This window comes from Lawsonella clevelandensis (assembly GCF_001293125.1).
GTDB lineage: Bacteria > Actinomycetota > Actinomycetes > Mycobacteriales > Mycobacteriaceae > Lawsonella > Lawsonella clevelandensis.
The window spans coordinates 671,988-695,199 of the sequence record NZ_CP009312.1 but is presented as its reverse complement, the minus strand read 5'-3'; the positions used below and the strand labels follow the sequence as shown (position 1 = coordinate 695,199).

At 59.6% G+C, this 23,212-nt stretch carries 21 protein-coding genes; 16 read left to right on the top strand and 5 right to left on the bottom strand.

What is annotated here, in order from left to right; translation table 11 throughout:
• Positions 1-47 precede the first annotated feature (47 nt).
• The gene (locus IY73_RS03155) at positions 48-791 is read right to left on the bottom strand and encodes an SDR family oxidoreductase (protein WP_053961799.1); all 744 of its coding nucleotides are present in this window, start codon (positions 789-791) and stop codon (positions 48-50) included.
• 14 nt (positions 792-805) lie between these two features.
• Positions 806-2,581: a long-chain-fatty-acid--CoA ligase gene (locus tag IY73_RS03150; protein ID WP_063665745.1), complete on the bottom strand. Its 1,776-nt coding sequence runs from the start codon at positions 2,579-2,581 to the stop codon at positions 806-808.
• Positions 2,582-2,769: 188 nt separating this feature from the next.
• Between IY73_RS03150 and mshA the strand changes: the two genes are divergently transcribed.
• The 12 genes from mshA to IY73_RS03095 all read left to right on the top strand — a co-directional run bounded on the left by mshA (position 2,770) and on the right by IY73_RS03095 (position 13,964).
• The gene (gene mshA, locus IY73_RS03145) at positions 2,770-4,062 is read left to right on the top strand and encodes a D-inositol-3-phosphate glycosyltransferase (protein ID WP_237025134.1); all 1,293 of its coding nucleotides are present in this window, start codon (positions 2,770-2,772) and stop codon (positions 4,060-4,062) included.
• A gap of 144 nt (positions 4,063-4,206) precedes the next feature.
• Positions 4,207-4,971: a phosphoglyceromutase gene (locus IY73_RS03140; RefSeq protein WP_053961797.1), complete on the top strand. Its 765-nt coding sequence runs from the start codon at positions 4,207-4,209 to the stop codon at positions 4,969-4,971.
• Between the two features lie 223 nt (positions 4,972-5,194).
• Positions 5,195-6,457, top strand: a complete 1,263-nt coding sequence (locus tag IY73_RS03135) for a sensor histidine kinase (protein ID WP_053961796.1) — start codon at positions 5,195-5,197, stop codon at positions 6,455-6,457.
• Positions 6,458-7,144: a response regulator transcription factor gene (locus IY73_RS03130; RefSeq protein ID WP_053961795.1), complete on the top strand. Its 687-nt coding sequence runs from the start codon at positions 6,458-6,460 to the stop codon at positions 7,142-7,144. It abuts the gene before it with no gap.
• A gap of 64 nt (positions 7,145-7,208) precedes the next feature.
• Positions 7,209-8,660 carry a hypothetical protein gene (locus tag IY73_RS08295; RefSeq protein WP_148417510.1) on the top strand — a complete coding sequence of 484 codons (1,452 nt, stop codon included), beginning with the start codon at positions 7,209-7,211 and terminating at the stop codon, positions 8,658-8,660.
• Positions 8,661-8,742: 82 nt separating this feature from the next.
• Positions 8,743-9,555: a pyrroline-5-carboxylate reductase gene (proC, locus tag IY73_RS03120; protein ID WP_053961793.1), complete on the top strand. Its 813-nt coding sequence runs from the start codon at positions 8,743-8,745 to the stop codon at positions 9,553-9,555.
• 234 nt (positions 9,556-9,789) lie between these two features.
• Positions 9,790-10,014: a helix-turn-helix domain-containing protein gene (locus IY73_RS03115; RefSeq protein WP_053962673.1), complete on the top strand. Its 225-nt coding sequence runs from the start codon at positions 9,790-9,792 to the stop codon at positions 10,012-10,014.
• A gap of 162 nt (positions 10,015-10,176) precedes the next feature.
• The gene (locus IY73_RS08060; RefSeq protein ID WP_003402602.1) at positions 10,177-10,278 is read left to right on the top strand and encodes a 30S ribosomal protein bS22; all 102 of its coding nucleotides are present in this window, start codon (positions 10,177-10,179) and stop codon (positions 10,276-10,278) included.
• Positions 10,279-10,423: 145 nt separating this feature from the next.
• On the top strand, positions 10,424-11,101 hold the full coding sequence (locus tag IY73_RS03110; RefSeq protein ID WP_053961792.1) for a S1 family peptidase: 678 nt from the start codon (positions 10,424-10,426) through the stop codon (positions 11,099-11,101).
• Between the two features lie 265 nt (positions 11,102-11,366).
• On the top strand, positions 11,367-12,029 hold the full coding sequence (locus IY73_RS03105; protein ID WP_053961791.1) for a class II aldolase/adducin family protein: 663 nt from the start codon (positions 11,367-11,369) through the stop codon (positions 12,027-12,029).
• Positions 12,030-12,041: 12 nt separating this feature from the next.
• Positions 12,042-12,983, top strand: coding sequence for a carbohydrate kinase family protein (locus IY73_RS03100; RefSeq protein WP_053961790.1), 942 nt, complete (start codon positions 12,042-12,044; stop codon positions 12,981-12,983).
• 333 nt (positions 12,984-13,316) lie between these two features.
• Positions 13,317-13,964, top strand: coding sequence for a hypothetical protein (locus IY73_RS03095; RefSeq protein WP_053961789.1), 648 nt, complete (start codon positions 13,317-13,319; stop codon positions 13,962-13,964).
• 14 nt (positions 13,965-13,978) lie between these two features.
• On the opposite strand, the gene IY73_RS08800 is transcribed toward IY73_RS03095, so the two are convergent.
• Positions 13,979-14,272 (bottom strand): hypothetical protein, encoded by a 294-nt coding sequence (locus IY73_RS08800; protein WP_390175767.1) that lies wholly within the window; start codon positions 14,270-14,272, stop codon positions 13,979-13,981.
• 145 nt (positions 14,273-14,417) lie between these two features.
• The gene (locus IY73_RS03085; protein WP_053961787.1) at positions 14,418-15,290 is read right to left on the bottom strand and encodes a uroporphyrinogen-III synthase; all 873 of its coding nucleotides are present in this window, start codon (positions 15,288-15,290) and stop codon (positions 14,418-14,420) included.
• 12 nt (positions 15,291-15,302) lie between these two features.
• On the opposite strand from IY73_RS03085, the gene IY73_RS03080 reads away from it, so the two are divergent.
• The 4 genes from IY73_RS03080 to IY73_RS03065 all read left to right on the top strand — a co-directional run bounded on the left by IY73_RS03080 (position 15,303) and on the right by IY73_RS03065 (position 19,386).
• A complete protein-coding gene (locus tag IY73_RS03080) occupies positions 15,303-15,779 on the top strand; it encodes a hypothetical protein (RefSeq protein WP_082345355.1) in 477 nt (158 codons plus the stop codon).
• 105 nt (positions 15,780-15,884) lie between these two features.
• Entirely contained in the window at positions 15,885-16,088 is a 204-nt protein-coding gene (locus IY73_RS03075) for a heavy-metal-associated domain-containing protein (protein WP_053978815.1), read from the top strand.
• 122 nt (positions 16,089-16,210) lie between these two features.
• A complete protein-coding gene (locus IY73_RS03070; RefSeq protein ID WP_082345353.1) occupies positions 16,211-18,541 on the top strand; it encodes a heavy metal translocating P-type ATPase in 2,331 nt (776 codons plus the stop codon).
• Positions 18,542-18,663: 122 nt separating this feature from the next.
• Positions 18,664-19,386, top strand: coding sequence for a histidine phosphatase family protein (locus tag IY73_RS03065; RefSeq protein ID WP_082345352.1), 723 nt, complete (start codon positions 18,664-18,666; stop codon positions 19,384-19,386).
• A gap of 127 nt (positions 19,387-19,513) precedes the next feature.
• Here IY73_RS03065 and IY73_RS03060 read toward each other — a convergent pair whose 3' ends face one another.
• Positions 19,514-22,708 (bottom strand): beta-galactosidase, encoded by a 3,195-nt coding sequence (locus tag IY73_RS03060; protein WP_053978814.1) that lies wholly within the window; start codon positions 22,706-22,708, stop codon positions 19,514-19,516.
• Positions 22,709-23,212 lie beyond the last annotated feature (504 nt).

Below are 23,212 nucleotides of genomic sequence, written 5' to 3'. Positions count from 1 at the left end.
CACCGTGATGTCGCTACCCAGTGGTTGCAATGCGGTCGTCACCGCCACTAGCGGCGGCGTAGCACGTGGTCGTTGTCGTACTGGTCGCGGGCGCGAATGAGGATAGTATCCAGGTTAACGTGCGAGGGCTGTGCCGCTACGAAGGAAATGGTGCGGGCAATATCGTCTGCCTGCAGCGGCGTCATCCCCTGGTAGACAGCATCAGCGGCCGCTTGATCGCCGCCGAAACGTACCAGTGAGAACTCGGTTTCCACCAGCCCAGGCTGAATCTCTGTCAGGCGCACCGGCTCGCCTAGCAGTTCCTTGCGGAGCGTCATCGCCAGGGCGGACTCGGCATGTTTGGCGGAGGTGTAGCCGGAGCCACCTTCGTAGGTTTCAAAAGCGGCCACCGAGGTGATGGTGACGATGAGGCCGTCACCGGAGGCGATGAGGGCCGGTATCAGCGCTCGGCACACCCGCATGGTGCCCAGGACGTTGGTTTCCCACATGGTGCGCCATTGGCCTTCATCAGACTCCAACACAGTGGTTTTGCCGTGGGCGCCGCCCGCATTGTTCACCAGTACGTGGATGGTGGGGAACTGGGCGGCCAGGGCGTCGACGTCAGCCTGGTTGGTGATGTCGCACGGTACGGCCACCCCGTCAATCTCGGCGGCGAGGTCCCGGAGGCGGTCGAGTCGGCGGGCCGCCAGCACTACCTGGTAGCCGTCAGCAGCGAGGCGGCGCGCAGTGGCGGCACCGATACCGGAGGAAGCACCGGTGACCACCGCGATCTTGCGGGGAGCGTCAGACATTGTCCTACTGTGTCCTACTTCAGATCTTCTGTTTCGCGGAGTTCTTTAGCCGGAACGATGGGGGTGGGGTGCTCATCAATGAAGGCCTGCACCAGCTTGGAGGCTTCCTTGCGGAGCACTTTGCCCATGACGTTCTTGGGGATTTCTTCCATCGCGACGATGCGCTTCGGCACCTTGTAGCGGGTGAGGGATTCGCGGCAGTGGTCGCGCAGTGCCTCTTCGTTGAGGCGGGCACCGTGTTCCAGCACCACTGCGGCGGCCACCATTTCGCCACCGCGTCGGTTACGGACGCCCACTACGGTGCATTCGGCCACGGAGGGGTGCTCCGCGAGAGCTTCTTCCACCTCGGAGGGGTAGACGTTGAAGCCGCCGGTGATGATCATTTCCTTGAGGCGGTCGACGATGGTGATGTAGCCGTTCTTATCCATGACGGCGACGTCACCAGTGTGGAACCAGCCGCCCCGCATTGCTTCGGCGGTGGCTTCGGGCATGTGGTAGTAGCCGGAGAACACCTGCGGTCCCCGCACCACTAGCTCACCCGGTTGGTTGAAGCCAAGCTCGGTTACCCCGTCCTCGATGTCGACAATGCGGATCTCGGTTTCGGGGAAGGGAACGCCGACAGAGCCGGGTTGGCGGAGCGTGCGGCTCATCGGGTTACCGGCAATAACGGGGGAGGTTTCCGTGAGACCATAGCCTTCGGAGATGACGCCGCCGGTGGCGGCTTCCCACTGTTCCACCAGTTCGGCGGGGAGTGTCATGGCGCCGGAAAAGGCTAGGCGGACACCGTGAATAGAGATGCCGCGCTTCTTCGACTCTTCCAGAATGCGCTGGTAGAGCGGTGGGACGGCGGGAACGAAGGTGGGGACCTCTTTCTTGAATTGCTTCATGATAAGGTCGATGTCCGGGCGGGGGAGGAGCACGAGCTTCGCGCCGATACCCACACCCAAGATGTTGCTGGCGAGCATGCCGTAGGCGTGGAAGAGCGGTAGCGAGACTAGCACGATTTCTTTGCCGGGGATGGCGTTATTTATCCAGGCGCGAGCCATTTCAAACTCGGAAGAGAGGTTGAAATGGGTCAGTACGGCACCCTTTGGGGCGCCGGTGGTACCGGAGGTGTAGAGCATGAGCGCCGGATCGTCCATGCCGGGGCGTGGGTGCTCGACGGAGATACGCGGATGGTCCAGCAGGCGCTCCCACGGGAAGGTGTGGCGGGCAGGGCTGGACAGGGAATCCCGTAATTCCTGAGTCCTCTTCAGAGGGAGACGAAGAATGAACTGGAGTTTCTTGGGTAGAGATTTGGTGATGTCGACGGAGACGACATTTTCTAGATCACTCGTTCGACGCAGTTTCACAATCTTCGGGGCGATCTTGTCCCAGCAGATGGCGACACGTGCACCGTGGTCGTAGAACGGTTGGGCTAGTTCGTGTTCGGTATATAGGGGGTTGTGCTCGACGACAACGGCGCCAAGACGCAGGATGCCATAGAAGGCAATGATGGCCTGCGGACAGTTCGGGAGCAAAACAGCTACGCGGTCACCCTTGCTGACACCCATACGGCGAAGGCCCTCAGCGCACCGTTCAACGTATTCTGACAATTCTGCGTACGTGGTCTTTTCGCCGAAGAATTCCAGAGCATCGTTAGCAGCCCAGTGCCACACGCTGGATTCGAACATGTCGACCATGGTGCGGGTGGCTACCTCTAGGCGTGCAGGAACGCCGTCTTCGTAGTTACCGCACCAGACCTTTTGACGATCGGTGGGTTCCCCGTTAGGCGGTAGTGGTGAACTCATGGTTAATAGGGTAATCCACCTCTATTCAAATAGCCCAAGTATTACCACCTGCGAAAACGAGTTACTTCCTAGTAAATGCGCGTGACCCCTGGTTACGGCATTTTTTCCTTGTTGCCGTAATTTTTCGCTGGGAATCATCCCGGGAGCGTCGCGAGAGCATGGACGGCTTCTCCCATCAGGTGTTGAATATGAGTATGTCCTCTGCCCCCTCCAGCGTTCGCAGCCCCCTGCTACGCCGTGTGGCCCTCCTCTCCATGCACACCTCTCCCCTCGCGCAGCCGGGAACCGGTGATGCCGGAGGCATGAACGTTTTCGTCCTGCAGACCGCCCGTCAGCTCGCCCGCCGCGGTATCGAGGTGGAGATATTCACTCGCGCCACCGAATCCTCCCGCGACCCTATGGAGGAAGAAGAGCCGGGCGTTCGGGTGCGCCATGTGTTAGCCGGGCCGCTGGAAGGCCTCGATAAATACGACCTTCCCCACGAGCTGTGCTCCTTCGCCCATGGGGTGATGCAGGTGGAAGCCCGCCACGAGCGCGGCTACTTTGACCTCATCCATTCCCATTACTGGCTGTCTGGCCAGGTCGGCATGATGGCCTCGCGCCGCTGGCAGGTGCCACTAGTCCACACCTTCCATACGGTGGCGGCGGTCAAGAATATCAGTTTGGCGGCGGGGGATACCCCGGAGCCACAGAACAGGTTAGACGCCGAACACGCTATCGCCGCCAACGCGACCCGCCTTACCGCTAATACGCCGGCGGAAAAGGAGGAGCTGGCGCAGCTGTTGGGGGCGCGAGCTCAGCGTATTGATGTAATTCCGCCGGGGGCGGACCTCAGTTTGTTTTCGCCGGGCGGTCCCGGGGCGACGGAGGCGGCGCGCCGCCAGTTGGGGCTGCCGCAGGAGGACCAGATTATTGCTTTCGTGGGGCGTATCCAAAAGTTGAAAGCCCCCGATGTGCTCATCGATGCCGCAGCGGAGCTGTTGCGGCGCCGCCCCGACCGTCACCTCACCATTGTTATTGTGGGTGGCCCCTCCGGTTCCGGGTTGGATGCTCCCACGGTGCTGCAGGAACAGGTGGCACGGTTGGGTATTGCCGCCCATGTGAAGTTCTTCCGACCGATGCCCCCAGAGAAGCTCGTGCAGGTGTTTCGGTCGGCAGATGTGGTGGCGGTTCCCAGCTATAACGAGTCCTTTGGGCTGGTGGCGTTGGAGTCGCAGGCCTGCGGTACGGCGGTGGTGGCCACCAATGTGGGCGGTTTGCCGCTGGCGGTTGATGACGGCGTGAGTGGTCTGCTGGTGGACGGTCATGATCCGCTGCGATGGGCTGATGTGCTGGGGAAGGTGCTGGATGACGATGCCCTGCGCATTGGTCTGGCTATTTCTGCGCCCCGGCATGCCGCCAATTTCTCCTGGTCGCGGACGGCCTCGAAGCTCGTCGACTGCTACCGACGGGCGCGCGATAACTATTACTCGCCGTCCTAGCGAGGGATGTGGCGGGGCAGCGGAGGAGTGTGACAATGCGACGGGTTGGATGATTGTTTACCCACTCTTATCCAGTGCGCTTTTCCCACTAGGGCAGACAGCTCCATCTTTTACAATAGGGCGTTTACAAGGCAGAATAAGGGTATGGCTGAAAATACACCTGGAACCCTGATCCTGCTTCGTCACGGCCAGTCCGAGTGGAACGCCTCCAACCAGTTCACTGGTTGGGTGGATGTTCGTCTTACTGAAAAGGGCGAAGCTGAAGCAAAGCGCGGCGGCGAGCTTCTCGTTGAGAAGAACGTGCTGCCGGACGTCCTCTACACCTCCCTCCTGCGTCGTGCTATCCAGACCGCACAGATTGCGCTGGATGCCGCTGACCGCCACTGGATTCCCGTCGTGCGCGACTGGCGTCTGAACGAGCGTCATTACGGTAAGCTGCAGGGCCTCAACAAGGCAGAGATCAAGAAGGAATTCGGCGACGAGCAGTTCATGCTGTGGCGTCGTTCCTACGACACCCCGCCGCCGGCTATTGATCCCGACAACGAATACTCCCAGACTGGTGACCCCCGCTACGCCGACCTCGACGAGGTTCCCCTCACCGAGTGCCTGCTGGACGTCGTTAACCGCCTGGTTCCCTACTACCACGAGAGCATCGAGCAGGACCTCAAGGCCGGCAAGACCGTCCTGGTTGCCGCCCACGGTAACTCCCTGCGCGCCATGGTGAAGTACCTCGACACTATCTCTGACGAGGACATCGCCGAGCTCAACATCCCCACCGGTATTCCGCTGGTGTACAACTTCGAGCTGGTTGACGGCGAATTGAAGGTCACCAACCCCGGCGGCGATTACCTCGATCCTGAGGCTGCTGCTGCTGGTGCTGCCGCTGTGGCCGCCCAGGGCAACAAGTAAGAGCTTTTCAGCACTTCTCAAAAACGGGAGACGCCCACCTTTCGGTGAGGTGTCTCCCGTTTTTCGTCAGCTCTGAACCTTCTCCTCCCCATCCAAAGATGTTTACAGCAAGGTGAATTATTAGCGACGGCATGCTGAAATACCCCGAAAAACATGGATTTTGGGCGAAATCCGCGGGTGATCGGTTCGGCCAGGGTCTCCACCATTCCGTACCATAGGAGGGGTGAAGGCCGAGTATCTGCCCTTAGTCGCCCTGGTGACATTCATCCTGGGCGTTCTGCTTGGCGCCTTCTGCCACCGACTGGGTACCCATCTTCTCGAGCGCCCCGCCCAAGCCGACCACCATGATGACACCGGCATCAGCGAGCTCGAAGCGCTCCGTCGTATCTCTGCCTCCGCGCCCTTCGGCGTAGCCCTCGTGGATCGTATGCAAGACGTCGTCCTCATGAACGAGCAGGCGCACCTTCTCGGCATCGTGGCGGACCGGCATATTCACGAGAAACTCTGGTCTACGGTGGAGCAGGTGTTCTCCAGCCGGGAACCCGTCACCTTCCACCTGCAGCCAAAAACCTTCTACCGCATTGCCAAACCAGTCGAGTCGCTTCTCATCATCATGAAGCCGCTGGTGGAGGAGGACTCCCAGTTTGTGGTGATCTACTGCATTGACGCCACTGAGGAAGCCCGCTTGGAGAAGACCCGTCGGGATTTCGTCGCCAACGTCTCCCATGAATTGAAAACTCCGGTGGGGGCCATTTCCCTCCTTGCCGAGGCTTTGCTCACCGATGTGTCTGACCCTGCCCAGGTGGACTATTTCGCCACCAAGCTGCACACCGAGTCGATGCGGTTGTCCCAGCTCATCTCGGAGCTCATGGAGCTGTCACGCCTCCAGGGCGCTGAGAAGCTTCCTGATCCGGAGGTCATCGAGCTGGATGCGGTCGTGGCGGAGGCGCTCTCCCGCTCCCGCCATTCGCAGGACAAGTACGATGTGACCGTGCGTCTGGACACGCATGAAGGCTTGCTGGTGTGGGGGGACCGCACATTGCTGGTGATGGCGCTGCACAACCTTATTGAGAACGCCATCCTCTACTCCGATGGGGGCAAACAAGTGGTGGTTTCCCGAGAGCGCATGCTGGTGGAGACACTGCGGGAACGTATGTCCAGCCCGAACGCCTATATGGCCCTCAACCATGCCCTGCGGGACGAGCAAGAACTCTATGTGGTGCAGGTGACGGATAAGGGCGTGGGTATTTCCCCCAAGCACATTAATCGCATTTTTGAACGTTTCTACCGTGTCGACAAGGCCCGTTCTCGCGGGCGTGGTGGTACCGGATTGGGTCTTGCCATCGTCAAGCAGATTGCCCTCAATATGGGCGGTGCGGTGACGGTGTGGTCCAAGCCGGGTGTCGGGTCGACGTTTACGTTGGGGTTCCTGCCTGCAGAGACCCACGAGCTGTCCGCCGTTATTTCAACAGAGGAGAACGCATAAATGAGCCGCATCATGATCGTGGAAGATGAGATGTCGTTGGCTGAGCCACTGGGTTTCTTGCTGCAGCGGGAGGGCTTCGATGTCGACATCGTGGGCGATGGTGTGACTGCCCTCAATAAGTTTGCGCGTGTCCAGCCGGACCTCGTGCTACTCGACCTCATGCTGCCCGGTAAGTCGGGTACGGATGTCTGCAAGGAACTGCGGGCAATCTCGGATGTTCCCATCATTATGGTAACGGCGCGCGACGCCGAAATCGACAAAGTGGTGGGCCTGGAGATTGGTGCCGACGACTACGTCACCAAGCCGTACTCATCCCGTGAGCTGATCGCACGCATTAACGCGGTGCTGCGCCGCCAGCGTGCCGCTGATACTCCAGTGCCGGAGGAGACGACCATTAGCGCCGGCCCGGTGGTGATGGAAGTGGATGCGCATCGGGTGCTGGTGCGTGGGAAGGAAGTACAGTTGCCGCTCAAGGAATTCCACTTGCTGGAGTACCTCATGCGGAATGCGGGCCGGGTGTTGGCGCGTGGGCAGCTCATTGATCGGGTGTGGGGCTCCGACTATGTGGGCGATACCAAAACGCTTGACGTTCATATCAAGCGTTTGCGTTCCAAAGTAGAAGAGGATCCGTCCTCTCCCGTGCATCTTGTGACTGTACGTGGCCTTGGCTATAAATTCGAGAATTAGTCTTTGGCTATTCTCCCTTAGTAGGTAGGCTGGTAGATATTCGACCAGTTCTGAAGAGGGGATTATGGCGCAATCGTTTGATGACCAGTCACCCCCCGCCTCCGGGGGGCACGACGATGGGTCTGTGACGGTTGCCGAATTGCTGGAGCGGATGTCCCGTCAGGCTCCAGAAACTAGTGGTTATACTGGTGAAACTCGGTCTGCTCGGCGGGCGCGTCAGGCTACCTTGGAGGAGCCTGTGAGCACCGCTGCAACGGGGGACGCCGGGACGGTTATGCCGCCCCGACGCGCCCAGCCGCAACGTGTTGATCACTCTCCGTCCCGCACCAGTATGTCCACTGGATCGTCTCGTTCGGCGGCGGGGCGTAATTTTGGTGGCAACAATTCCTCACGCCATGGCTCTACTGACTATGGGGTGACGGATTATAGGCAGTCTGCTGACTATCGGTCACGGGCGGGCGTGTACTCGCAGCCGCTCGACACGGTGAGTGCTGCCGACCTGGCGGCTGCGGATGAACTGATGTCGTGGCCGGATGTCTCCCGTATGCCTAGGGGCACACGGGGAGACAGTACAGGGCGCGAAACTGTGGGATCACCTGGCGGGCGGGTGAGCGAGCCTTGTGACGAGGCTACCGGCACGATGCCGTTGACCGCCTCGTCTCGTCCTCGGCGGAGCTGGATTCTCAATGATGACGATACCCAGGGGTTCGATCGCCCCACACTAGAGGATCCGCCTGCTAGCAACGTGGAGCAGCAGTATTTCATTACGGCGGGGATGGACTCGTTGGGCCCTGCCGCTGCCGAAGAACTTGAGCGGGAGATTGAAGAAAGCCGCCGGCGCTATTCCCGTACGGCTGCGGAGCCTGCTCCGACGGAACATTCCACAGAGTGGAACTTGGATGATGAGTGGGAGGCGCGGATGAGCGCTTCTCACCACAGCGTTGAGCGACCCACGACAGCTGAACACCAACAGCTCCATGGCACAGTCGATCATGCCAGTCATTTTGGCTGGGCTGACCGTGTTAGCCATACCGGTCACGCTAATGATGCTGGTCATGTTGGCGATGCTGGTCATACCGATCGCGCTAGCCATGCGGGTGGCCGCCGTGTCTCCCGTGCTGACAGGTCTGGGACGACAGTCAACCAGCCGGCCGCTGCATCCGCGCAGGGCACGGTGCGGCAGCAGGGGGCGAAGAATCGTCTGCGTGCAGCCTTCCATAACCTCACGAAGCGGGATGTCGATAAGGAACAGATCACACCGGCGGATCGTATCCTGCAGATCGGGCAGGTCGTCATTACGGCAGTGGCGGGTGGTTTCCTGTTCTGGCTTTTCGGCATTCTGTGGGGTCGCCCCTCCCTTCATATTCTTACCTTTGGTCTTGCCTTGGCAGTACAGGTGGTGATGGTGGTTGCGGCGCGTCTGCTGCGTCGGCGGGAGGAATTTTGGGTGCTTATTTTTACCTGGGCGGTGGCATTCTTCGTCACTATTGGCCCCATTGCACTGGTTCCTCGTTAACCTTCTGAGTGCCGGAGCGAGCTCATTGTTCCTGGCTACGGACTCGTGGCATTAGGGCTCGTGTTATGGCACTGTTAGAGGTATGACTCGGATTGCTGTAATTGGCGGCGGCCAGATGGGTGAAGCCCTCGTCGCTGGAATGATCAACGGTGGTTTGGCGGCCCGCAACATTATTGTGTGTGAAAACAATGCGGAGCGTGCCAGCGAACTTAGCGAGCGCTACGACATTCTCACGACGGATGTTGAGGATGCGGTGGAGAGCTCGGACTACGTCTTTGTGGCGGTAAAGCCGAAGGATGTGAAGACGGTGCTGGCGGTGCTGGCGGATGCGACTGCCACCCTGGAGAACGAGATTGTCGTGGTGTCTATCGCCGCCGGCATTCCTACGGTGTACTACGAGAATCAGCTATCTGCGGGCTCGCCGGTCATCCGAGTGATGCCGAATACCCCAATGTTGGTGGGGAAGGGTGTGTGTGCGGTGTCTGCTGGCCGCTATGCCCGTCCAGAGCATGTGGAGGAGGTGTGCGGACTGCTTGGTTCTGTGGGAACCGTCTTGGAAGTGCCTGAGGCTGATATGGATATGGTGACGGCTATTTCTGGCTCTGGTCCGGCGTACTTCTTCCTTATGGTGGAGGCCATGATTGATGCCGGTGTAGCGATGGGCTTAACGCGCCCAGTGGCTGCTGAGCTCACTATTGGCACTATTTCTGGTTCTGCAAAGATGTTGCAGGAGAGCGGAAAGACCCCAGCCCAGTTGCGTGAGACGGTCACCTCTCCGGGCGGTACGACAGCGGCGGGGCTGCGTGCTTTTGAGGATGGTGGATTCCGGTCCACAATTTACGAGGTGCTGGATGCCGTCGCCGAGAAGTCTAAAGAGATGCGCCCGAAAATGTAGTGCGCGGCAACAAAAATGCGGCCTACCCCCGATTGGGGGTAGGCTTTTCTCGTTCCAGGTCAGGTTTCCAGGACCTTTGCAGCCTTTTTCCAGAACTACACGAGGGGACTTTCATCGAATTGGCCACTCGTGTCGCATTTTTCACACAAGACACGTTAGGCTACTTACTGCACGTGTGTGACTAGTCCACGAGTGGGGAAGCTCGTGGCACAGCTCGTGCTGGAGGTGTATGTAATGGCATCGAAAGGTGCTAATGAAGCGCTCACCGCACAAGGTGGAGAAGCTCCCAAGTTTCTTACTGTCGCCGAAGTTGCGGAAATTATGCGCGTGTCCAAAATGACCGTCTACCGTATGGTCCATAGCGGAGAACTGCCGGCAGCTCGCTTCGGCCGTTCCTTCCGAGTCGATTCTCAGGTCGTCGAAGACTACCTGAAGTCCTCTTTCTACGAGGTCGGCTAACAACGAAATTTCGCATGACGTGCTGGTAGGGGTAAGCTTTACTAGTCCACGGGAGTATGAACTCCTCGAAAACTACGGTTTTCAGGGTGAACGCTGCGAGGATTCTCACCGCACCCCGTACGCCATAAGCACAAAGACCATACAGAACAGTGAGGGATCTCCATGGGATCAGTGATTAAGAAGCGCCGCAAGCGCATGTCGAAGAAGAAGCACCGCAAGCTGCTTCGTCGTACGCGCGTTCAGCGTCGTAAGCTCGGCAAGTAATCACGCCTCGACTTATTTGCGAAAATCAGCCACCTCACCATGCGAGAGGTGGCTGTATTTTCATTTTCCAGAATCTTTCCCCCACCCAACAACCGCAGCACCATAAATAAGATAGGTCAGTATCGCCCAGAAAAGAGGAGGCCCAATGCGCACCGCTAAGGCCATATCTGCTGCCGCCCTCGCCCTCACGATTATCGCAGCACCCATTACCGCCCACGCCGTCCCCACACCCATCACCATCATGCCCGGGGACACCATCAACACAGACTATGTAGTCGCTACCGGGATGTGCACCGCAGCTGCTCCCGCCCGCGACTCCCACGGTAACCGATACCTCCTCACCGCCGGCCACTGTGTCAACGGCAAACTGGGCGAGCTCATCGGCCAGCCCATCTATTTTAAGAAGAAGCTCATCGGCCACGTATGGAATTCTCAGTTCCAGGTAGCGGACTACGCCGTCATCAAACTTCTGCCGAATGTCATCATTGGACAGAACGACGTCCCCCACGTCGCCTATCTCGGACAGGTAGACCCCGGTTCGAAGGTCTGCTTCCACGGCACCAAGTCTGGTGTCCGCTGCGGCAAGGTCTCCCAGATCAACCAGTTGGCCTTCATGCGCGGCGCCATCATCCCCGGCTTTGTCCGAGGCAGCTCGGCAACGCTGCGCTCTATCTCCGGAGACTCCGGTTCCGCCGTCTACAACACTAAGGGCGTTATCGGCATTCTCTCAGGTGGTGGAGACGGACTCACCATGTATGTTCCTATCAAAGCCATTTACGACCGCGCAGCGGCGGCTATCCCTGGATTCCACATCGCGAACTAGACCGTAGCTAAGCTGACTGCTCGTACTCAGCCCTAGGTTCTTCAGAAGAACCTAGGGCTGAGTACGTTTTCGAGCTATTGTCGTCCCGTACGGTCGTGGCAGCCAGACACGACGAACCAGTACAGCTTTATTCCCTAGCTGCCAACATAGGGGGGAGATTAATAGCCCTGAGAGTCTCCATATTTTTTGGCAACTGTGCAGCTTATCGCCCGCAATTCACGGAAATGCCGTTGACAGTTGGACGTCAACAGACAACCCTAAAAGTATGGAAACGCAACAGCTTGCAGAGCTCCGTCAGGAGATAGTGGACATTGCCCACCAGCTTGCCGAACGCGGCCTTGTAGAAGGCTCCGCCGGCAATATTTCGTGTCGATACGGGGATAATTTCCTCGTTACCGCCACCGGGGCCCGCTTCTACAACATCACCGTCGACCAGGTTCCCCTTGTCGACGCCAATGGATTAGTACTCGACGGCAATGTGAAACCCACCTCGGAGATGCAGATGCACCTTGGCATCTACGAATCAGACCCCAAGGCGCAAGCTGTTGTCCATACCCACTCTCCCTACGCGACTGCGCTCAGCCTTGTGCTCGATGAGGTTCCCCTCGTCCACTACACGCAGCTCACACTGGGTGGCTCCATTAAAGTCGCTCCTTACGCCACCTTCGGAACCAAGAAACTTGCCGATACCGTTAAGAAGAAGATTCTGGGGCAGAAGGGCATCATTCTCAAAGCGCATGGCACCATTTGCTCCGGCAAGACTCTCGAATCGGCTGCAGAGAACGCCGAGCTCCTCGAATGGGTATGCAAGGTTTATCACATCGCATCTGTCCACGGAGAGCCGCGAGAAATGAAACCATGTGAAGTGGTGGGTGTCGCCGCGGCAGCAAAACTTAAGAGTTACGGTACCGTCCAAAAAACCAAGTAAAAGGAGTTCCCCATGGCTATGAAGGCCCTCGCAATTGGTACCAGTGTTCTGGACATCCTCGTCCAGCCGGTGGAGAGCATTCCGCCGGGACAGGGCGCCGCACTCGTGGATAACATCCACATCACCCCGGCCGGAACTGCCGGCGGCACTGCCCTCACCCTCAAGAAACTGGGCTTCGACACCTACGTCTCCTCCGCTTGCGGCAATGACGTACGCGGTCGCATTCTGCGCCAGCTCATGAACGAGCGCGGTATCAATACCGACCACTTCCAAATCATTGAGGGCACCCCCACCACTGGCTCCGTCATCCCGATCCGTAAAGATGGCTCCCGTCCTGCCCTCCACCTGGTCGGTACTGAAATTCTCTATGACGTCGAAAAAGCCCCGTGGGATCTCATCGCCCAGGCCGACGTCGTCCACTACGGTGCCCCCGAATTTCAGGGTGGCAAGGCTGTCGCCAAGGTATTGCGTGCTGCTAAAGACGGTGGAGCTATCACCTCCGCAGACCTCCTTGCGGGTGGCTCCAAGGCTGTCGTTACCTGGATCCAGGACGCCTTGCCTTACATTGACTTCCTGCTCCCCAACGATGAGCAGATTATGGGCTACACCGGCGAAACCGACCTGGTGGCCGCCTGCCGCAAGATGATCGACTACGGTGTTGGTTGCGTTGCCGCCACTGCCGGTAAAGACGGTGCTATTGTCGTCACCCGCGACACTGTCACCAAGGTTCCCGCCATGAAGGCAAAGGTCATCGCCACCGATGGTGCCGGAGATTCCTTCTCCGCCGGCTTCCTCAAGGGCATTTCCGAAGGCTACAGCCCGGCTGAGGCCGGTGTGTGGGGCGTCGCTACCGCCTCCCTCACCGTGGTGGGCGTCGGCTCTGACGCCGGCGACTTCACCGACGAGGATGTGCGTAAGAAGGTCGAAAAGTACCTCGCCAGCGTCAAGAAGTAAGAGACGCAACAGCTCGCTCCGCAGTGCTCTGCGTAGCTTGACAGTATGAATTCTGCGTGGCCACCCTGGTTGTTTTTCAATGACCAGGGTGGCCACAGTTCTTTCTACGAAAAGGAGCTCCCCCCACGGCACACCATGATGGTGTGCCGTCACTGCCCTGTCACAACCTGTCACGCCAATTCACGACACCGCGAATACCTCACCACAATGCCGCGCGTGGTGCGCGCCTCGGCCGCCATGTGGATCACTCGTCTAAACCCCCGCAAGAGCAGGACGAGGCGGCATAGTGCTCCTGACCGGGCAGCATTCCCCTTATTCCGATAATCTGAGGCTATGGAAAAACTGCGCCGCCCGTACTGTGTCGACACTGCCCTCCTCCTCTGGATCGGAGTGCTGGCACTCTCCGCGCTGCACATCCTCTCCGAGATCGTGGTGAGTATCCTCTACTCACAGACCCTCACAGCCGTCATCGCCGAGGACCTTTCTACCCGCCTCACCACACTGCAGGAACAAGGCTCCACCCCGGGCCTGCACTACAGCGCTAACGAAGTACACCTCATGTCGGCTGCCGTTCCCTTCGCAGGGATCTTCATGGAGTTTCTCCTGGCGCTACTGCTAGCACTCGTCATCTGGCGGATGAGCCTGGGGCGCAAGTGGGCCTGCTTCGCCCTCATCTTCTTCGCCTGCTACATGGGCTTCCAGACACTCTCCGGCATCATTATGTCCACCCAAGGGCTCTCTGGAAGTTTCAGCCCCATCGCCTACTACCTCTCCCAAGCAGACGGGGTCACAGGTTCCCGTGTCTTCTCCTTCTTTGTCCTCTGCGTGGTCATCCTGCAGGGAATCGTGGCCATGGCTGCCCTCTTTCAAATGCGCAAACTGGAAGCGGACCAGTGGTTCAACGAGATGACAGCACAGCGTCGTCCGCCCATGCCGCCGCTGCCGCCTGTTCCCCCGAACGGCCCACAGCGCCCCCGCTAAATCTTCACCAGTTCTCAGCGCAGCCAGTTGGCAATCTCAGGCGCCCAGTATGTGAGGGCAATATCCGCACCGGCACGCACAATGCCCGTCACCGACTCCAGCACCACTCGTTGGCGATCCAACCACCCCCGCTGCCCCCGGTTGAGGATGCCATCCTCTGCCCAGGCCTGTGATCCGCACTCATCTTTATCCTCCTCGCGGGGCACACCGAACAGATCGATACCTCCGATCCCCGCTTCGGCACATTCCACCGCCAGCCGGCGCAGCGAGTCCAGCGTGTGCTGATACTGGCCGGGGAGAGAGGAGATGGCGACGGGTCTACTGATCCCGTCACGAACAAAAGCGGGATAGATGAGCTGTTTGGGGAGATACGAGTCTCTTGGGCGAGATCACGCAGCGCGGCAGTGGAGCATAGGCGGCGCGGGCGTTACACAGGATACACAGTGAGAGCCTCTAGAAAGACTGGGCGGGGGAAGCGGAGACAGTACTCTCCTCCAGCGGGAACGCCTGCTCAACCGCCTCCAGGACACCGGTCGGGTCGGCGGTTTTGGCTACCCGGCTCACCTTTAGGCCCACTTTCTTGGCGGTGGCGGCAGTTGTGTCGCCAATACACACCACGGTGCCTTTACCACACAGGTCGGAAAGAACGCGGGCAGCGGACGGGGCCGTCACCACCGCGCATGCAAATACGCCGTGCCGCCAGTCGTCAATGGTGCCGGCGGGGAGTTCTTCCGCTTCCAACGGCAGCATGGTGTAGACGGGCAAACAGGTAACGTCCCAGCCGGCCTCATGCAGCATTACGGCGGAATCCCAGCGGGAGAGGGCCGAGCCGATGCACAGCAGGGTGGGGACGGGGGGCTTCTTCTTGGTGGGCTTTGCCGGCGGGTAGTCCACCTTCTCGCGAAGCGCCTTGCCTAGCTGCTGGCCGGTGGCGGCAGAGGCGGGCATCTCTAGGTCGGGCTCGAGGCCGAGGCGGCGCAGGGCGGCACCAGTGGCAGGGCCGACGACGGCGAACTTGGTGCCGGCTTTGGCAGCGTCGGCGAGGGCATCGGGAAGAAGTTTGTTGAGGACTTCAACTCCGCGGCGGGAGGCAAAGACCACCCACATGACGTGGCCGGCGCGGAGGGGTTCTTCCCAGGCACAGACAGCGGAAAGGCCGGGACCGTGGGGGTCACCGGCGGTGCAGCAGTGGTTGAAAGGGGTGGAGACCACGTGGTATCCAGCCTGTTCGAGGGCCTTGCTGAAGGGGTCACCGGCGGGGCGGCTCACCAGCAGACGTGGCGTCTGGGCAGCGTCGTCTGTCTGAGGCTGATGAGAGTCGACCATGGTCATCTCCTGATGCATGCTAAGAAAGGCGAGACGAAGGGCTTTTCCGTTAAGGTAGCTAGTGTGAAGACAATCCGTCCGGCAAGTGTGTCCTTCGCCTATTATCTATCTCTCGTTGCCACCTTACTAGGAGTTGCTGGTGGCTTCATCATGCTACGTACTATCAGCACGTATGCAGAGTCGGATTTCCAGGTGACGGAGGCTCGAACTGCTGCCATTATTTGTATCGTCAGCGGATTAGCAGTGGGGGCGCTGGCAGGTGCGACACATCAGAAGTCTACGCTGGGCTGGAAGATCCAGGTCGGGGTCACGGCAGTGTCTGTGATTGCGCTGGCGATCGTCGCGATTGTGGGGCGGGGTGGGATGCCTTTGCTGCATCTCTTCGTCGTGCTGGCGGTGTTGGTGCTGTTGGTGTGGCCCACTACGGTTCGCTGGTTCTACCCCGATGTGACGTTTCTCACTCCTGGCCGTCGGCCGAAGCCGGAATAGTCACCTCAGTTCCCACGTTGTGCCGACTAGGAGCCGCTATACCCGGATAGTCGGATGGCTGCCTGCATATCCACGTTGGCCTTTTGATCTGTAAGGAGTATCCTCATGGCTAGCACCACCGTAAAAGTTGACGGCATGACCTGCGGACACTGCGTCCAGCGCGTCACCGATGAAGTCTCCAAGGTCCCCGGTGTCTCCAACGTCGTTGTCGATCTCGCCTCCGGCAACGTGACCTTTGATGCGGAAGGTGACGTGTCCCGTGACGCCCTCGCCGCAGCCGTCGAAGAGGCTGGTTTCACCCTTGTCTAACGCTCGCCTTCTCGGTCGTGCGGCATGTACCGCCGCAGCGATCGAGACCAGAAGTTTCCCCGCCTGTCTGGCGCCACCCATCGGCATCAGACAGGTCCTCTCTATCTCACAAGGAGTCGCCCATGCCTTCCTCTACACCTCGCTCATCCTCGGCTGAAGACAGTTGCCCGGCGCCTGCCGCCTCCGCGGTGCAGACTGCGCCGGCGTCCACCGCACATGTGCCGGCGTCCACCGCGGACTATCGCCATGTTGAACTCGCACTGCTGGGCTTGTCCTGTGCTAATTGTGCCAACCATGTGCAGCGCACCCTCAACAAACTTGAGGGGGTGGAGTGCATGGTCAACTTCGCCACCGAAAGCGCCTCCCTGGAAGCAGCCGACAGCTACAGTGCCCAGGATCTCATCGAGGCGGTGAAGGGGGCCGGCTACGACGCCCGGCTTCTCTCTGACGGCAATAGCATCTCCGCCGTCGATGCGGACCAGCAGATCGTAGAGGCGGAGGAGAAAGCTAGCCGCGATCTCGTCACCCGCCTCATCGTCGCAGCGGTTCTCACCCTGCCCGTCATGGTTATCTCGATGGTGCCGTCCGCTCAGTTCCCGGGCTGGCAGTGGCTGTGTCTGGTTCTCACCACCATTGTGGTGTTCTACCCTGGCTGGGTATTCCACCGCGCCACCATCGCTAATGCCAAACACCACACCGTCAGCATGGACACCCTGCTGAGCCTCGGCACGCTCTCCGCCTACTTCTGGAGCCTGGGAGCCATGCTGTTTGGAACGGCGGGCCACATCGGAATGCACCACAGTATGCAGCTGTGGAACCCGAATGTGGACCCCAGTGGGCAGGTTTATTTTGAGTCCGCTGCCGGCGTCATCGTCTTTCTCCTGCTGGGTCGCTATCTGGAGCACCGTGCGAAGCGCTCGGCCCGCGCCGGGCTTACCGCACTCATGGATGTGGGGGCGAAGGATGCTCTCTTCGTCGATGCTCAGGGGGTAGAACACCGTATCCCAGTGAGTTCGTTGTCGAAGGATGATCTCTTCCGCGTGCTGCCGGGCGACAAGATCGCTACTGATGGTGTGGTTGTCGAAGGTGTGAGCTCTGTTAACGCCTCTGCCATGACAGGAGAGTCTATGCCGCAGCCCGTCGCGCCGGGCGATGAGGTTATTGGCGGATGCGTGAATACCACCGGCACTCTGCTGGTGCGCGCAACAGCCGTGGGGGCGGACACGCAGCTGGCTGCTATTACGGAGGCGGTGAAGCGAGCGCAGGAGAGCAAATCGAATGCGCAGCGCCTGGCCGACCGTATTTCCAGTGTCTTTGTTCCCATTGTGATTCTGCTGGCGTTCGTTGCTCTGGGTGGTCATTTGGTGGCGGGCGAGTCGGTGGCGGCGGCCTTTACCGCCGGTGTGGCTGTTCTCATCATCGCCTGTCCTTGTGCGCTTGGGTTGGCGACACCGCTGGCGTTCATGGTGGGTACCGGCCGAGCTGCTCAACGCGGCATTATCGTGCGCTCCCAGGAAACCCTGGAGAAGGTGCGGGACATCGATACCGTCGTATTCGATAAGACAGGCACCATTACTACCGGCGAAATGTCGGTGGTGGACGTGGTACCGGTGAGTGGCTTCTCCTCCGCCCAGGTTGTGCAGTGGGCGGCGGCTGTGGAGCGGGGTTCTGAGCACCCCCTTGGCGCGGCCATTGTGCGGGCAACCAGCAGCGAGACTGTAGAGATGGCCGACGGCATTACTGCCGTGCCGGGGGAAGGTGTGGTTGGTGACGTGTCCGGCGCCCGGGTGTTTGTGGGCAAGCCGCGGGATAAGGTGGGTGCTGAGGCACTGCGCCTATCTACTGCTGAGCTCAGCCTGGCTGCCTCGCAGGTGGCGGTCTACCGGGATGACGAGTTTATCGGCAGCATTGTTGTTGCCGACACCGTGAAACCCACCTCTGCAGCGGCCATTAGTGCCTTGCACGAGCAGGGCTGCCACACTGTCCTGGTGACGGGCGACAATGCACAAGCTGCCCAGCATATTGCGGACGAAGTGGGCATCCCGGCGAAGAATGTTATCTCCGGTGTGCTCCCTACCCAGAAGGCCGACAAGATTGCGGAACTGCAGCAGCAGGGAAAGACTGTGGCAATGGTCGGTGACGGCATTAACGATGCTGCCGCACTGGCACTGGCCCACCTAGGGATCGCCATGGGGACAGGTACCGATGCGGCAATGCAGGCCGCCGATCTTACCCTAGTACGCGGCGACCTGGAGGTTGTCCCCGAGGCACTGCAATTGGCGCGCCGTATGAGCCGTATCGTGCGAGGAAACCTGTTCTGGGCGTTTATCTACAACGTCGCCATGATTCCGCTGGCCATGTTTGGCTACCTTAATCCAATGATGGCCGGGTTTGCGATGGTGTGTTCCGACCTGTTTGTGGTAGGTAATTCCTTGCGCCTGCGCCGGGGCTAACACCTCGCTCTTGCTACTGTTTCGGTAGACTGCAGAGAGTACAAACATCCGTGTGCAGCTTGCTGCACAGTTGCCGCCTGGCTGGTGGTGGCTGTGGGGTAGCTCGTTAAGGAGTCTCTTCGATGACTGAGTCCACGTACCCGTCACCCTTGCCTGGAGAAGACCAGGAATGGCAGTATCCGCCGGGAGCGTCGGGGACCATTACCAAGGTGCACTTTGTGCGTCACGGCGAGGTCGACAACCCTTCCGGCCGCCTGTATGGCCGCCAACGTGGATTTAAACTCACGGAGCGTGGTGAGCAACATGCCATCAATGTGGCAAAATCCTTGCACAATAACGATATTACGGGTGTCTATGCGTCGCCGCTGAAGCGTGCCCAGCAGACCGCCTATCCGATTGCCCAGGATTTCGGCCTGGATATTGTCACTAGCCCGCTGCTCATTGAGGCAGGCTCGTATCTGGAGAATGAACTCCTTACCCCCAAGGGGATTCTTACCACTCCCCGTATCTGGAAACACTTGGGGAGCTTGCGGACTCCCTCCTGGGGCGAGCACTACACCAAGATGGTGGAGCGCATGCTGGCAATAGCCCACCAGGCTGTCTGGGAAAACCGTGGACACGAGGCCGTGTGTGTCTGCCACCAGTGCGTCATTTGGGTACTGCGGCTTTTCGCCGAGGAGAAGAGCCTAGGGCACCATCCCGGCAAGCGCATGTGCTCCCTTGGTTCCATTACCACCCTGGTGTTTGATGGCGACATCATTATTGCTATTGAGTACCAGGAACCCTCCGGTATGTCGGATCCTGCTAGCCTGAAGTCCGACTTCAAACGGGGTTTGCAGGCTTAACACCACACGTCGTACTGGCCTTGTGATAGCCATACTGGTGTAAGCGGCACTATTCATAACAGAATGCATAACAGAAGGGGAGCATCCGGTGGGATGCTCCCCTTCTGGTGTTGTCAGTAACCGAGCGTTAGCTCTGTTTGACGGTTGCCATCCGAATCTGCGGATAGGCTGCCATCAGGTTGTGCTTCAGCTGCTGGTAGCCAGGAGCCTTGTTCTCCTTCCACGGGATGGAACCCAGCCAGTTGCCGATGACACCAAGCTGGATGGTTTCCGGGCCGTAGCCGGTACCCTCTGCCGTCACCGCGATAGCAATTTCGTTCTTGCCGTTGCGGTTAAGGAAACCGGCAGGGATGGTGAAGGACTCTTGCGGGCCCACATTGCCCACCCAGGTTCCCACATTCCAGCCGTTCACGAACATGACGGTGCGTGCCTTGTCCTTGCGATTCGGGTGGAAACGCTTGGACTTGACGTTCAGCCGCAGCATGACGTCCTGGTTGGCGGGGAAGTTGAGGGTGAAGTCGGAGCGGTACCAGGTGACACCCGGCTTGCTGGCGTGCATGGTGGCAGCCGGCTTCCAAGTGTTGTCGGGGAAGCCCGGCAGGTGCCAGCCAGCACGCTCGCCGTAGAGACCACCGTTGTTGTAGATTCCACGAACATTATCAACCGGGTGGATGCCGCCGCGGGCACCCTGGATCTTCCACGTCACCTTGCCCTGGTTACCCAGGCGGGCATCCAGCACACCCATCGCATGCAGGTTGTTGCCGGTGCCTTCCCAGTCCACACGCTGGCCGTTGTTACGCAGCAGGATTGAGAGGACAACCTTCTGTCCCTTCTTCACAGTGCCACGTGGCACTGTGAAGCTGATGGACTTGGGGCTTTCCGATAGGTTGGCGGTCGGGTCCTTGGAGGACTCGTTGTCCAGGCCGGTGTCTGCTACGCTACCCTTCACGGCAGCGGAGGCACCCACGTACTTGCCATTCATCCACACCAGGAAGTTGGAGCCCGGGGCGCCGAAGGCCTTCACCCAGATAGCGGGGTCGTCAGTGGCGGCGGTGTAGTGGGCGCGGTACCAAATGTCACCTTCATGGAAGTTGTAGGCGTTGGCATCCAGGACAACATCCTGGAAGAAGCCTGGGCCCTGCCGGAAGTTCTTCGGATGTTTGATGTTGGCGACGCGCCACCGGGAATCGTCGAAGTTCGGGTTGGCTTCGTAGCCTTCCTCGTGCTTCACCCACTTCAGCCTCGGAACGGAGACAGCGGCGGGTCCGGGGAGGGCAGCGCGGTAGTGGGTTCCAGCCTTTTCCAACGGCAGGGCTTGGCCATTCCAGGTGGCATTGGTGATGCCCTGGGGGAGCCAGATCTTGATGTTCTGCGGCTTGGTGGTAGAGCCCACCAGGTGCGCGGTAGTGCCCTCGTAGCGGACGGAGCGGACGAGGTCCGCGTTCTCCACGAGGATGCCCTGTATCTTGCCGTTCAGCCAGTTCTGCGGGGACCAGGAGCGGATGAGGCTGTGACGGTCCGCGATGCGGAGGGTCAGCGGGGCCTTACCTTTCATGGATACCTTGATGTCGTAGGGGAAGCCCCAGTCGTAGTTGATGCGCAGCTGCTTCTTGGTCTTGTCCCAGGTGTAGGTGACGGACTTGTTGCCGCTCTTCACCACTGGCTTCGTGGGGGCGTGCAGCACAATTTCGCCACGGTCGCCAGCGGTGCCGGTCAGCACGGCTAGCGGGCGGCCTTTCATGGAGGAATTGAAGAACAGCAGGCCGGTGGAGTAGTAGGCTCCCCAATCGCCGATCGTGAAGTCCACCGGCATCTGCAGGGCGTCGCGGCCGTGCAGAATGAGTTGGCCTTCCTGCGGCACCCGGTTGAAGGTGACTTTCTGTCCGTTCGGGGCGTAGGTGGTCAGGCTGGTGGTGAACTTGGTGAGGGTGGTGTCATTGGAGCTGGCCAGTCGGAATGCCATGTACTGCGAGCCCTTGCCGGACATGGACAGGTTACGCATACCAGCGGAGGTTCGCAGGTAGCTCTTCACCTTGGCGCCGTACACATTGTTGACGGCCGGGTCGGAGGTGGCATCCATAACCACCAGCTGCGGGAAGGCGCGGTGGAAGTAGCCGTTTTCCTTCTGCACGGACAGTTTGTCGCGCAGGTTGCGGTCCTCGGTAATGGAGGCGCCGTAGTCGTAGGAGGTAAAGCCGGAGTGGGCGGAGCCGGTCCAGCCCCAGTTCGTGCCGCCGAAGATCATGTAGTAGTTGAAGGCGGTAACACCGGCGCCGTTGTTCAGAGCCGCCCACTGGCGGTAGAAGTTGGCATCCACAAACTTCTCGCAGGCGGAGGCGTTAAAGGAGGCACCCCACGGGGTGAAGGCGCCGCCCTGGGCTTCTGCGATGAAGTGCGGGGAATTGTTGGCTGCCTTGAACGCCGGGTCAATGTGCCAGTTGTGGTCACTGAGTTCCTGGCGTTCGGCGGAGCAGTCGAAGCGGATGGGGTAGTCGTCGTAGGAGTAGACATCTAGCCCGGTGTCCTTGGTGTTAAAGGCCCAGTTGCTCAAGGGGGCGTAGTCGTTGTGGAAGATGGGGACGTTGATGCCGTCTTCCTTGGCTGCCTTGATGATTTTCTTTACGTAGTCGGCGTAGGGGCCGAGGGAGAATAGTTCTTCGTTCTCCGCCTGGTACATGAGGACGGAGCCGCCGCCATTGGTTACCTGGTGGCGGGCCAGGATGCGGTTGATGGCGCGCAGCCAGGCACGCTGCTCTTTCCAGTTGGTCTTATCCCAGGCGGTACGGAGCGGCAGAGCACTGTTGGTCTGCCAGGCGGGCATACCACCCATGGAGATTTCGGCGTTGATGTAGGGGCCGGGGCGGGCGATAACGTAGAGGCCTTCCTCTGCAGCCATGCGGAGCAGCAGGTCCATATCGCGGACGCCGGAGAAGTCGAAGGGGGCATCAGGGGCGCTCTGGTGGTAGCCCCAGAAGAAGTAGAAGGAGACGGCGTTGAAGCCGGCGGCCTTCATCTTCTGGAGGACGTCACGCCATTGGTTGGGGGAGGGAAGCCGCCAGTAGTGGACTTCGCCGGACCAGATGTTGAGGCGCTGGCCGTCGACTTTGTAGGAGTACTTATCCCAGGTGACTTTGTGGCGTTTGCCATCGTTTCCTGGGTACTTATAGTTGGTTGACTTGATCCATTGGGAAGACGGCGCAGCCTGAGGTGCGGCGGAGGCTGGTGCCATGGAGGACATGGGAACCAGGGTGGCCAAACTCAGAGCTACAGCGCTTGCCAAGGAAACCACCCGAGACATCGGGTGCTTGGTGGCAAATGCCATGTTTTGCTCCTCACGCAGAGTTGTGGTGCCGTGGCGAGAACACGGTGTCTCCTTCACCTTATCGAAAAGTAGAACCCTGCTTTTCGTACTCTGACGTGCACAGATGGCAAGTGTATATCGCACTTCAGAAAGGGCGTGTCACAGTTTCTTAATCGATCTTTGCCGTGACCTGCTGAGTTTCGGAAAAGCGAAAAAATACTTACGAATGGGAGACGAGATTTTCGCCATGCCGCAGCGACGGCAACCATTGCCGTAACCCTGTAGAAAGTTGACCGGCGTACCCAGGGATGGTGGGTTGTCGCTACTGCTGAACAGTCACCTCCGATAGACGTGGAGAGGGAGGGGGTGGAGAGGGAGGGGAGCGTAGTGGCCAGGCCGAGAGTGCGCGCACTTGCCAGCGTGAGGTGCCGATGGGATAGACGACGATACTGTACCGTCGTGATTGTCGCTCCTTGCATCACGTGGTGATCCGGTGAGGGTGCTCTCACTGCCGCGAGAGAAGTA